Source organism: Candidatus Cloacimonas acidaminovorans str. Evry (assembly GCF_000146065.2).
Lineage (GTDB): Bacteria > Cloacimonadota > Cloacimonadia > Cloacimonadales > Cloacimonadaceae > Cloacimonas > Cloacimonas acidaminivorans.
This window is the reverse complement of record NC_020449.1, coordinates 258,714-270,455: the sequence shown is the minus strand read 5'-3', so window position 1 is coordinate 270,455 and position 11,742 is coordinate 258,714. Positions and strand designations below refer to the sequence as shown.

Below are 11,742 nucleotides of genomic sequence, written 5' to 3'. Positions count from 1 at the left end.
ATATGTTACCTACCATCTTTCTTTCACCGGGTTAAAAACCCTTTGTTAGTATCTGTCGTTCCTACAGAACTATTTTTTTATCCTTATAATCCATATAATCCTGTTCATCCCATACCTATTATTCTCAAAGCCCTAAGCCCTCTGCCCTAAGCCCTCTGCCATTTTTAATCTGCGTCATCTGCGAAATCTGCGTGAACCCCTTTTTTTCACCCTTCACTTTTCACTGCATCACTCGTTTTGCTGTAAATTTTCCTGTAAGCGTTTTTTAGTCAGCTCCATAAATTTAACCGAACCTGCCTGGGTAAAGCATTTTAGAGCTTTATGTAGGAATTGTATTGCTTTTTCCTTGTCCTGCAGGTCTTCATAAACCAAAGCAAGATTGTAAAAACCTCTTCCTTGTCCGTCTTTATCGCCAATTTCAGCTGTCATTTTAATATTTTTAGTGTAATACTCAATTGCCAGAGGAAGGTTTTTTTCCATTCTGGCTACATTGCCTAAATTACCGTAAGTATGGGCAATTCCTTCATTATCGCCAATTTTTTGTTGTAATTTGAGGTTTTTCCAATATTGTGTCTTTGCGTCAGCTATTTTTCCGGAATTAAATAAAATATCTCCAATGGCATCCTGTTCAAAAGAAATTCCAAAGAGGTCTTTGCTTTGGCGGGCAATTTTCAGGGCTTTACGAAAATATTTCAATGCTTCAGTATCGCGTCCTTCCTGCAAATACACTTCTCCAATTCCGTGTAAGACGACGCCTTGAAAGACAAGATTTCCTAAGGATTCAAAGATTTTCAAGCTGCGATGAAAATGATCTAAAGCTTCTTGATGTTGTCCCATTCGCCGATGTAAAGTTGCCATATCGGAAAGGACTTTGGCAAAACCAAAACGGTCACTGATTTTATCGGCAATGCTAATTGCTTCCACATAAGCTTTATAGGCAGAATCCAAATTTCCCATTCGTGTATACACAATTCCCAGTCCGCTACTGGCAATCCGTAAAGAGAGGTCATCTTTCAGAGCTTTTGCGAGGTCGTATTGGAAAAGTAAGGACTTTAGTGCTTTTTGATAATATCCTGTATTAATAAAATGATTTGCCGCTATGGATTCCAGTTTCAGCAATAGATAGAGATAGTGTTTTTGCTCTTCTGTAATTTCATCTTCCGGAATTTTCTGAAAACGGGAAAGCAAAGTTGAAACAGATGGCTTTTTGGCTTTTACATTCAAGGTTTTTGCCGCCTGCTGTATAAATTCCTGTTTCAAGTCCTTCAGCAAGGCAGAAAAATCTTCAATCTGGAAAAGCCGATAAAGGCAGTCCAATTGATAAACGCGTATTTGTTCTCCATATTTGCCTTCAAAGTCCGTTACATTTTTCAGATATTTCAGCACACCTTCATAGTCACCGTTCAAGTAATAGACCCTGCAGCGCAAAAAATGATACTTTTTAAGGAGTTCAGGAAAGGAAATTTCCTTCGGTTCAATAGTTTCCAGGTTTTCTATAGCCACTTCCACTTCGCCTAAATAGAGCTGGGAATCCACAATACTAAGGATGATAGCTATTTTTTCCAATCTTTCTGTAGTATGCTGAAGAGCTATTTGATAGTAATAAATTGCCTCACTGTGGTTATTTATTTTCTGATTTTGGTCGCCTGCTATTAAAGCATAATGCAGAGCTTTTTCCTTATTTTCTCCCAAATGAAAATGATAGGCAAGTAATTCACTGTGGCGGTTTGCCAGTGTTCCATATTTTTCTTCATAAAAAGAGGCAATGCGATTATGGAGAGAAACCTTTTCTCCAAGCAAAATAGTAGAATAGACAGCTTGGCGCATAAGAGCATTATTGAATAGATATTGAACTTCTGGAGAGAGGGTTGTAATATCTATAATTTCATTATTTTGCAGTTCTGAAATTACGGGTATTATTTCATTTTGGCTTATTCCACTCTGGGTTTCAAAAATTTCATTCAAGGTAAAGCCCTTACCTATAATGGATGCCTTTTTTAGGATGTCCTTGGCTTCCTGACTTAATGACTCATATTTAACGATAAAAAGATTTTCTACATTATAGGGTAAAAGACCCTTATTTTGAATATCATAAATATTAGATTCCGTAATCAGCATATCAGGATCGGGGAAACTGGAAAGTATTTGGGAACAAAGTTCAGTAATAAACCGCGGATTTCCTCCTGCCAAATTGTAGATATAATCCACTGCCTGAAAAGTGATATTAGGGATTTGAGAGCGAATCAGGGCTATTACTTCTTCCCGATTCAATTCCCTTAAACCGATAAATTCCGTTTTGGCATTTGCCTTGTTTTGGTAGTTTGTTATCTCTTTAGTAGTAGTTAAAATAAGAGTTTGTGATTTAGGGTTGTCATCTTCCAAGCGTTTCTGGAGGATTTGAGCCGAAAGATCATCCAGCCATTGAATATTATCCAGCAAAATAAGGTCAAAATCACGCATCAGCAAGTCCAGGGATTTTTGCAGGGAAAGCAAGAGCAATTCAATTTGTTTTCCGCTGTCATCGGTTAAGATAGTTTCTTTATTTTGCAGTCCTAAAGCGTTTAAAAGGATATCCGCATCTCTTTCTGCCAAAATTTCTGCCAGGTATTGTTGCAGTTTTTCGGGTTCCGACAAGGGATCATTCAGTTCCAGTTCATTACTGATAAATTTACGATGCAGGATTAAAGGATCGTGATGGTTGAATTCATCTAAAACGAAGATGCCAATTTTATAGTTTTCCTCGTAGAAATTGTTTAATATCTGCCAGCTGAGAAAGGATTTTCCGGTGCCATGATCTCCGGAAATAAGCACTTGATTGATTTTTTTGTCCTTTATTTTTTGAATGATTTCAGCAGTTTGTTCCTGGTAGCAAACCTGGGTTTTATTTTGATACTGCCTTTTATAGCTACTCAAAAATTCCGGCAATTCACGCAGGATACGATAAAAGAACAATTCGTCTTTGATGCCTTTAACCCTTTCCTTACGCAAAAATTGGACTTCAAAACGGCTTTGCACACTGGGTAGAATATCCTTGGTAAAAACAATTTGTCCGTATTTAGCGGAAGTCATTAAACGGGCTGAAACATTAACTCCTGTGCCGATAATGCCAAATTCACAGCGTTGTTTCGCTCCCAAAACTCCCACATAGAGATTGCTATAAGTGAGCCCTATTTTAGCTTTTAGCGGGCTTTCTATATTATTTATCAGGTTGGCACAGACAATAGCGCGCTCAATATCATCTATATGGGTTTGTAAAATGCCGAAACTGATAAGTAAAATCAAACCCTTATCGGTATAGTCAATTTTGTTAATCATTCCTTCCAGACGGTAAACAATTTCCTGAACCGTACAATAGTAGTTGTTAATGGTTTTGTAGTCACCCTTATGAATATATTTTTCGGCGGTAATACCAATAAAGAGAATAGCGGCATTGCGTAGTTCACCGGTAAATGTTTGGGAAGAAATACGCTGTAAAATTTCCGGAGGAAAGAAACTTTGATCGTAGCTTTTTTCGGCTTGCAGGGGAAGTTCAGCTCTATAAATTTCGGCTTTCTTTTTCGTTTTTATGCCACTTTTTACCTGCAAACATTCGTTTTTTCCCGCTTGGGCAAAGAGTTTATAAAGGGAAGGCATTACGGGACTATACACAAAATAATCATAATGGATATTCGGTTTGCCCAGAATAATCACATTGGATTGACCGTAACCCATACTGCTATGATAGGAAAGATCACTGCCATATTTATTTTTCAGGCGTTTATTCAGTTCTTGCAGTTCCCAGTGAAATTCCTTTAAGCATTCCTGCATTTGGCTTAGGCAAATCTCTTCTTTACCGGGAAAAGCAGCCAAAATGGCATCACCTTCAAATTTGATAATCTGTCCGCCATATTGCATTATTTTTTCGTTCAAGAGATCAAAATACTGGTTTAAGATATCAGTAATAATTTCTACTCCGTAATGTCCTTTCAAAGAAGCGCTTTCTGTCAATTTTGTAAAATCGCAAACATCTACAAAAAGATAACCGCAACCAAAACTTTCCGATACATTATCTTCTGCTCTTTTTTGCAGTGTCCATTCCACCATTCCGGGTAATAATTTACTGTAGTGTTCCATATTTTCTCCCTTTTAAGACCTTTTTATCTTTTATAAAATCCACTTTACAGGTCAAGGAAAAAGATTAGGGTTTGGTTTAGCTACCCTGAATACCGAAAAAACCGAAGATGATTACTTGTAAACAAAACCGGGAATACCGAATACACCGAAAATGATAGCTTGTAAATAAAAAGGAAAAGAGGAAAGAAATTTTTTTTGCAGAGTGGCAAAGCAGAAATATAAATCAACCTGACAGCAGGATACTTACTGCTTTGCCTGTTTATGATATCCTTTTTTCAGTTACTTTTTTCTCCTTTCCTATTTCGCTATCTTGCCCTCTCAATTTACCTTTTCCTGTGTTTCTTTATCTTTTTGTAGCAGATGCAGTTAGCGGTTATATTGACCAAAACTTTCCCACACGCTTCCCATATCGCGATATGGGAACGATATGGGAATCATAAGGGAATCATATCGGGGTTGATAAGGGTGAATATAAATTCTCACCCAAATTTTCAAATCGATATCACTTGTCACAGAGGTCTTAACTGTTTATAGGGTGGAGAGATAGATAGGACTGGCTTTAGACTGTGTCACAGTGGTTTTTGGACGTTTTTGGACGTTTCGATATCACGATTCCTTCAATTTTGCCCTCAATTTAAGGTATTTTCAGAACATCAAATTTTTTGAAATAGTTTACAAATTTAATAGAACCGTAACTGAAGTGATAGGGGGCCGATCATCGTTAGCCACTGACTCTGATCAGCGTCTATAAACTCGATCCGGTAGTCTTTATTGAGAGGTTGGAGGGCAACACCCCTGCGGGCCTCATCATACTGTATCCTTTTCAGAGTAATGCCGGTCTCGTATCTGACGGCACAGATTTTACCGTCCAAACCATCCCAGGTGATCTGCTTTTTGATGAGGACAATATCCCCGTGGAGTATCTGCGGCTCCATGCTCTGTCCATTAATGCGGAAGGCCACGTAGCTATCCGTACCGTAGGGAATATAGCGAGTGGGGACTTCGACTGATTCCGCTGGCTCTATGCCTTCGGGAACATCCATGGGTGATCCAGCGGATATTTCCGCCACGATCGGGAACAGTGAGGTGCGGATGTAAGTGGTATCAAAATCATTCACTAAGACCGGTTTGCCATCCACTATCTGGACTTTCTTGGTAGTCCTGATATCATCTCCAAGCTCCCAGGGAGCCAGGATGAACATACTGCCTTCCCCTCTTAACAGCCAGTTCACATTCACTCCGGCATCAATCAATCTGGCCAAGAACTGAGGGTCGGGAAACCGCTCATTGTTCTTATAACGGTCCAGAGAATTAGCCGAAATACCGAATTTTTCGGTAAACTGGTACTGCTTCAAATTCATTGATTTGATCAGCATTCCCAGCCTGCTGCCGATATCATTAGGGTCCATTATTCCTCCTATAAGGTCAATATTTTCATTGACCATTTGCCGTATGGGTAATATTATGCATCCGTAGACAAAATAAATTGTCTAATCTTTTTGTCAATGCTTATTTATATAGTTGTGCTTAGGCGGTGGATTTTTCCGCTGGTATCAGATAGTTTTCAAAACCTGTCGATTCTGGCAGAAAGGACTTCCCAAGTTATTGCGACGCAGTTATGTAGCACCCAACAATAACTAAGGGGAGGTGCTTATGAAAGCGACCAGTTACGAGCCCGGAGAAAGTTGGATCAAGGATGACCTCTGTGACACACTGACCTCTGTGACACGTGTCACACACCCTTCCAATCGGAGAAAAAAGCTGCCGATGCTGATCAGTAGATATGTTGAACGCTGTGACAGATCGCCAGGACAGAAAAAGGGCACCACTGTGACAGATTATCCGACCTCTGTGACACGCCACCGGAGTGGAGGTGTCACACACCCTTCCCATCGGAGAAAAAAGCCGCCGATGCTGATCAGTAGATACGTTGAACGCTGTGACAGATCGCCAGGACAGAAAAAGGCTACCACTGTGACAGATTATTTGACCTCTGTGACACGCCACCGGAGTGGAAGTGTCACAGTGGTCTTACCGGTACCAGAGAATTATTGGCAGAGGCTGAACATGAGCAAGAACAAGATTAGGTCAGTCTGGCTGACCGTGGAGCGGGCAGCGGAGTTGATGAGCTGCTCCACCCGCACCGTATGGCGCTATATCAAGCGCAACCGAATCGAAGTGCACAAGCATCTGGTCGAGCAGGATGGCTATAAGGTTATGAAGACCTTCCTGCTGACCGAGCCTTCCTTATATATCAAGGAGATGGCAGACTGCCGGGCCAGGAACCTGGTGCCTGCCGGCTTTATTGAGATCACTCTCAAGGTGGATGGCAAAGACCTGCACAGCGCTTTGATCTACAAATACAGCGAGGAGGACAAGCATGAGCATCTATGATGAAATCGATCCCCTGACCTACGCGGAGCTCTATCAGAGCATCTATCCTGATTGGAAGGGTAAGCAGGATTTGCTCAACCAGATTGGGAAAGACCAGGAGATCAAACCAAAATCGGAACTAGTGCCAGTTCCGGCTGTCACAGCGACTGATAGCAACATACTTGACGACAGTATCGTTCTGGAAGATGAGCCAAGCGCTCCCAATGATCCTGAGGATGAGTTCATCGACTTTACTCCTCAAGAGCGGGTACCAGTCAAATGCGATAACGAAGCCAAGCTGATGGGCTACTTCTGCACCACGGTGCTGGAGCGGCTCCAGCATAGCGAGTCCAAAGGACGGGAGTGGGAACTGCTCACTAAGGAATACAATAACGGTAGCCTGGCTCCGGAACTCTATGCTTTGAAAGGAAAGCGAACTGAACGGGCCTTACGCATCTGGCTGGAACGATATGAACAGAGCAAGCAGGATATGTATGCCCTCCTGCATGGCAACCGCTATCAGAAACGGCAACGTAAGATCACCGAACTGGAAGGCAAGGTGCTGCTGGCGATCCTGCTGCATCCCAACCGGATCAGCATCGGCAGTGCTCTCAAGTTCCTAAAAGCCAAAGCCGAGTCCGGACTGATCGACTCACCCAGTTCGGTACCAACGCTTAGACGCTGGGTCGAAGAGTGGCGGGATGACAACCTGGCAATGTGGGAGCAAGCCAGGCGGGGCAGCAAGTTCGTAGCTGAGCACATCATTAAGACCATCCACCGGGACAGCAGACTGCTGAGTGTGGGCGAAGTCTGGGTAGCCGATGGACATACCCTGGCCTTCGATATCCTCAATCCCAAGACTGGGAAAGCACAACGCATGACTATGATCATGGTCTTCGACTGGGCATCCCGATATCCAGTGGGTGCCACTCTCGCCTTCACCGAGGACAGCCAGCACATCCAAGCTGCCTTCCGCAATGGCTTCCTCAACTGGGGAGCCCTGCCTCAGTATGTCTATCTTGATAATGGCAAGGCCTTCAAGAGCAAGCTGTTCCACGAGCAGTGGGAAGGGCATGACCTGGCCAAGGAATTAGGTGGCATCTTCCCCAAGTTAGGAATCAGAGCTCAGTTCGCCGAAAGCTACAATGCCAAAGCCAAGATCATCGAGCGGTTTTTCCGGACCTTCCAGGAGCAGTTTGAACGCTTCATCAGCAGCTTCCGGGGAGCCAATATAGCCGATAAACCTGCCACTCTGATGCGTAACGAGAAGTGGATCAAGAAGCTATATACCTGCGAGCCACCCACTACTGAAGAAGCGATGCAGATGATCGGCTACTATATCAGATATGTATATGGTATCACCCCTCACCGGGGATTGGATAACCGCAAACCCTGGGAGGTGTTCAACTCGGCTCCCAAGCCGCAGGATAGGCTGGTCAATCCCTCTCAGCTCAACTTTATGATGTTGAGTGTAGAACGTAAAGCCATCCGCAACGAGGGCATCGTGCTGAACAAACTGAAGTATTGGCATCCTGCCCTAGTGGATCACATAGGTAAGCCGGTGGTGATCAGATACGATCTGGCTGATGCGAGATGGGTACTGGTCTATGACGAGGCGGATGTCTTTATCTGCCAGGCTTCTCTGCGCCAGGCTCAGCATCCGTTCATCCAGGCCGATATGCAGAACAGCAAATCGCATAAGGAATATCGCCAGGAATATGCCCAGATCAAGAAGCTGCAGCAGCTGACCGAACAGCGGACCCAGAGCTTTGTGCGCAGTAATCAGGAATCGGTAGATAAGCTGCTCAAGAGCTATATGAACGAGATCCCCGCTGATAACAATCCTACCTTCCTTCAAGCACCTATGATCGAAGCTCCCGCCCCGGGTCCAGAAGAGGAGATTGCCAGGCTGGAACAGATAGTAATCGAACAAGAGAAAGCAATAGCTGCCAGTCAACCTGAACAGACCAACACCAATCAAAATCAAGCTGTTATCGAAGGATCAAGCGAGTTCGATCCCTTCGACAATGAGGAGTTCAAGAAAATGCTTAAAACGATCGGAATCAAATAAGGAGGAATAAATGAAGCAAGGTAAACTTGTCCCGATCCACAATGTCCGGAAAGCCGATGAGTGCATTGACTTCCTGCTTAAGCGTCCCCGACTGGAGATGGTGGGACTGGGCATGCTGTATGGCAGACCCGGCCTCGGCAAGACCACCTATGCCAGCCGTGCTGCCTATGCCCGAGGATATGTGTATATCAGACTGGAAGCTACAACCACTCCCAAGACCTTCGCCAAGGAACTGCTCCAGAACCTGTACAGAAGCCTGGGGAGGGGTGATTATCTCCCCGTGGGTACTACCAACAACATCTACAAGCAATGTATCCAACTGCTCCTCGATAATGAGGATACCGTCATCATCATTGATGAGATCGACTACGCCTTCCGCTATCCTCAGTTACTCGGATCGGTCAGAGATCTGGTGGATGAGACATTAGCAGTGGTGATCCTGGTAGGCATGCAGAACGCCATGGATAGGCTTAACCAGATTAATGCTTACTACTTTGACCGCTGTAACTACTTCTACGAGTTCGAAGCGGTAAGCAAGGATGATATTAGAATGTTGGGCACCGAACTGATGAATATTCCCTGCCCGGAGTCCCTGGTCAATTACATCCACTTCAACGCAGCCGGGAACCTTAGGAAAGCCATCAAGATCATGCACATGCTTGAAGTCAGAAGTAAAATCAATCCCATCCCAGCCATGAACCATATTTAGGGGGCATTATGAACGAGCAAAGCATTATAATCGACCACTTCGTAGACCGCTTCGTCAGCTACTTCAACTTAGATCTGATCTGTGAGTGCACCGGAGTAGACCGGGATGTGGTTCAGGAGCGCCTTAACCAACTCCTTACAGGCAATGTGATCCGCAAGGTATCCAAATACGAGGATATCTATGTAACCAACCGGGGTCGCTATAATATCAATGTAGCAACCATTTACTGCGGTAACTGGGCATTCGACCTTAAAGCCTGCCAGGATATCTGCTTCCTGCTTGAAAAGAACCAAATAAAGAGCATCCGACAATTGGCCTCCAAGATGCAGCGCAGCCGCCAGTGGGCCTTTAAGTACCTGGAGGCACTGATCTCAGTCGATGCGGTGGGTATATGTAAGTCAGGTTATTATACCAAGGACATAAACATGATCTGCAAAGTCGGCTCGGTGATCAAGAAAGGCATCATTAGCGAGAAGCGGGCCGAGTGCGGCATTCGGCCTCAGAGACGCCGTAAAAAAACTACCAAAACTACTAACCACAAGTAAAGAGCGAGGGCATTCTATGACTCAGGAACAGCGAGAACGAAAACTACGCCAAGAGATACATGGCCTCCGGGTCAAGAAGTTCCACTGGCCGCTTGAAGCATTCAAGTTCATCATCAAGGGCTTGGGCTATGGCGAATCACTTAGGGCTTTGCCGGAGGATCGCTTAATTGAGTTGAAGGCACTCCTGCTTAAGTACCGTAAGCATGGCAGACCCCAAATCTTTACTTTCGACCGTCAGGGCAAGTATATGTTCTATCTCATGAAGACTGCGGGCTGGACCGAGTCCCAGCTACGGGCATTTACCATCCAACACTATTCCAAAAGCCACTGGAACCTACTCAACCAGAAGGAACGCAGGGCGGTCATCGCTATGCTGCAGAACTACATCAAACAGAATGAAAAGAAAACCAAAAATACAACCAAGAAGGAGATATCTAATGGACACCCCCAAAACCCCCAGGGCTAAGAAGCCCATTCCCACCAGAGTTGACGCTAACGGACAGAGCATCCCGGTCTCAATCATCAGGCCGGAGATCCTCAAGCAGGATGCCATCGTAACCAAGACCATTAACCGGGCGATCAAGCTGCATGACCGCATAGTAGCAGATAAGAACCAGTTCTTTGAAGATGTGGAGCTCTATCTCCAGCAGGTAGCCGAAAAGAACGGACTGGATTGGAAGGGCAATGCCGTCCTCAACAGCTTTGACGGCAAATATAGAGTTGAGATCAGATTCAAGGAACGCATCCAGTTCGGCATCGAACTCCAACTTGCCAAGCAGAAGATCGATGAGTGCATCAAAGCCTGGTCAGCCGACTCCAATGTCAACCTCCGAGCCATCATCAGCGAGGCATTTCAGGTCGATAAGAAAGGTGAAATCGCCAAATACCGTATCCTGCGCCTGCGCCGCTACAACATCAAGGATCAAACCTGGAAGGAAGCTATGGAGCTGATCGACCAGGCCATCCAGGTAGTTGCTACCAAGCAGTACATCAACTTCTATGAACGTGACGAATCAGGCAAGTTCTGCCAGATTATCCTTAACTTCCCTTCTCTGTAAGAAACAGTGGCAAGGTAATGCATCTCAATTTGATAAAAGTACAGGAGAATGAATAATGGCACCTATGAATACCAAAACTGCAGAGGTTTTAGAGACAATGAGTATCTTCAACGATGAACGCAACTACCGTCCCGATGAGATAGCCGATATCCTCCGGGTTGACCGTTCCAGCGTATATCGCTGGATCAGGGATATCCTCGATCCTCTGCCTGCCTTTAGAACCAAAGATAACGGACAGCTGCGCTGTGCCGGAAAAGACTTGAACGACTACCTGACAAAGCACAAGGTACGCCCTGAGTATGAGTAATAGCCGTGAGTTCCGCATCAAGCGGGACAACTGCAAAGAAGCCTATCTGAACGGTAAGACCGAACCCACTGAGCTGGCGGTGATCTTCGGAGTCTCCGATATCACCGTCCGCAAGTGGATCAAGAGCGGTAAGTGGGACGAGCTCTTTAAAGAAGAGAACCAACTCGACCACGAGATCGCCATCGCCCGCAAGAAGGCACTCATTCAAGCGCTCCGGGAGTATGCCAAGAATCCTGCCGACACAGCCATCCAAAGCCTGGTGAGCATGATGAAGCAGGATCAGAAGGATCGGCAGCCATCCAAGGAGTTGAACGACTATATCGTACGCTTCCTGGATCAGGTTACCGACTTCATGATTGAGAAAGGATACGAGACCCTGCTTAAGCAGTTCCAGGGCATAGTCCTTGATCTTGCAGAATACTTAAGAGTTAGAAATGGATAAATTTACAGCCACGGACATGGTTGCTTCCATACACAACCTACCTACCCTCCAAACCCTCCAAACAGCGGAGCCGTTGCCTCCGACTCCGCTGAACCTTCCTACCTACCTACATCCTCCAAGCCAA

Annotated in this window: 10 protein-coding genes; 8 read left to right on the top strand and 2 right to left on the bottom strand. The window is 44.8% G+C overall.

The features are described 5' to 3' along the window. Nucleotides 1-228: 228 nt before the first annotated feature. Complete coding sequence (locus tag CLOAM_RS01125; protein ID WP_015424006.1) at nt 229-4,113, bottom strand: tetratricopeptide repeat protein; 3,885 nt, start codon at nt 4,111-4,113, stop codon at nt 229-231. Between the two features lie 680 nt (nt 4,114-4,793). Then, nucleotides 4,794-5,522, bottom strand: a complete 729-nt coding sequence (locus tag CLOAM_RS01120) for an XRE family transcriptional regulator (RefSeq protein WP_044278775.1) — start codon at nt 5,520-5,522, stop codon at nt 4,794-4,796. Nucleotides 5,523-6,180: 658 nt separating this feature from the next. Between CLOAM_RS01120 and CLOAM_RS09900 the strand changes: the two genes are divergently transcribed. From CLOAM_RS09900 to CLOAM_RS01080, 8 genes are read left to right on the top strand one after another with little or no spacing between them, the layout of a single operon-like run. Then, entirely contained in the window at nt 6,181-6,507 is a 327-nt protein-coding gene (locus CLOAM_RS09900; protein ID WP_232502686.1) for a hypothetical protein, read from the top strand. Then, nucleotides 6,494-8,557 (top strand): Mu transposase C-terminal domain-containing protein, encoded by a 2,064-nt coding sequence (locus CLOAM_RS01110; RefSeq protein WP_015424001.1) that lies wholly within the window; start codon nt 6,494-6,496, stop codon nt 8,555-8,557. The genes CLOAM_RS09900 and CLOAM_RS01110 overlap by 14 nt, the downstream gene beginning before the upstream one ends. A gap of 10 nt (nt 8,558-8,567) precedes the next feature. After that, on the top strand, nt 8,568-9,266 hold the full coding sequence (locus tag CLOAM_RS01105) for an ATP-binding protein (RefSeq protein WP_015424000.1): 699 nt from the start codon (nt 8,568-8,570) through the stop codon (nt 9,264-9,266). Between the two features lie 8 nt (nt 9,267-9,274). Continuing rightward, entirely contained in the window at nt 9,275-9,811 is a 537-nt protein-coding gene (locus CLOAM_RS01100) for a hypothetical protein (RefSeq protein ID WP_015423999.1), read from the top strand. A gap of 16 nt (nt 9,812-9,827) precedes the next feature. Then, nucleotides 9,828-10,277, top strand: a complete 450-nt coding sequence (locus tag CLOAM_RS01095; RefSeq protein ID WP_015423998.1) for a hypothetical protein — start codon at nt 9,828-9,830, stop codon at nt 10,275-10,277. After that, a complete protein-coding gene (locus CLOAM_RS01090) occupies nt 10,249-10,869 on the top strand; it encodes a DUF3164 family protein (protein WP_044278774.1) in 621 nt (206 codons plus the stop codon). The genes CLOAM_RS01095 and CLOAM_RS01090 overlap by 29 nt, the downstream gene beginning before the upstream one ends. A 55-nt stretch (nt 10,870-10,924) precedes the next feature. Continuing rightward, nucleotides 10,925-11,176 (top strand): helix-turn-helix domain-containing protein, encoded by a 252-nt coding sequence (locus CLOAM_RS01085; RefSeq protein ID WP_044278773.1) that lies wholly within the window; start codon nt 10,925-10,927, stop codon nt 11,174-11,176. Continuing rightward, nucleotides 11,169-11,618, top strand: coding sequence for a MerR family transcriptional regulator (locus tag CLOAM_RS01080; protein WP_015423995.1), 450 nt, complete (start codon nt 11,169-11,171; stop codon nt 11,616-11,618). The genes CLOAM_RS01085 and CLOAM_RS01080 overlap by 8 nt, the downstream gene beginning before the upstream one ends. Nucleotides 11,619-11,742: the final 124 nt, after the last annotated feature.

What these genes read in the sequence shown, in the direction of transcription:
- CLOAM_RS01090 (WP_044278774.1), top strand. Translation starts at nt 10,249, where the DNA reads ATGGACACCCCCAAAACCCCCAGGGCTAAGAAGCCCATTCCCACCAGA.
- CLOAM_RS01095 (WP_015423998.1), top strand. Translation starts at nt 9,828, where the DNA reads ATGACTCAGGAACAGCGAGAACGAAAACTACGCCAAGAGATACATGGC.
- CLOAM_RS01110 (WP_015424001.1), top strand. Translation starts at nt 6,494, where the DNA reads ATGAGCATCTATGATGAAATCGATCCCCTGACCTACGCGGAGCTCTAT.
- CLOAM_RS01105 (WP_015424000.1), top strand. Translation starts at nt 8,568, where the DNA reads ATGAAGCAAGGTAAACTTGTCCCGATCCACAATGTCCGGAAAGCCGAT.
- CLOAM_RS09900 (WP_232502686.1), top strand. Translation starts at nt 6,181, where the DNA reads ATGAGCAAGAACAAGATTAGGTCAGTCTGGCTGACCGTGGAGCGGGCA.
- CLOAM_RS01080 (WP_015423995.1), top strand. Translation starts at nt 11,169, where the DNA reads ATGAGTAATAGCCGTGAGTTCCGCATCAAGCGGGACAACTGCAAAGAA.
- CLOAM_RS01125 (WP_015424006.1), bottom strand. Translation starts at nt 4,113, where the DNA reads ATGGAACACTACAGTAAATTATTACCCGGAATGGTGGAATGGACACTG.
- CLOAM_RS01100 (WP_015423999.1), top strand. Translation starts at nt 9,275, where the DNA reads ATGAACGAGCAAAGCATTATAATCGACCACTTCGTAGACCGCTTCGTC.
- CLOAM_RS01120 (WP_044278775.1), bottom strand. Translation starts at nt 5,522, where the DNA reads ATGGACCCTAATGATATCGGCAGCAGGCTGGGAATGCTGATCAAATCA.
- CLOAM_RS01085 (WP_044278773.1), top strand. Translation starts at nt 10,925, where the DNA reads ATGGCACCTATGAATACCAAAACTGCAGAGGTTTTAGAGACAATGAGT.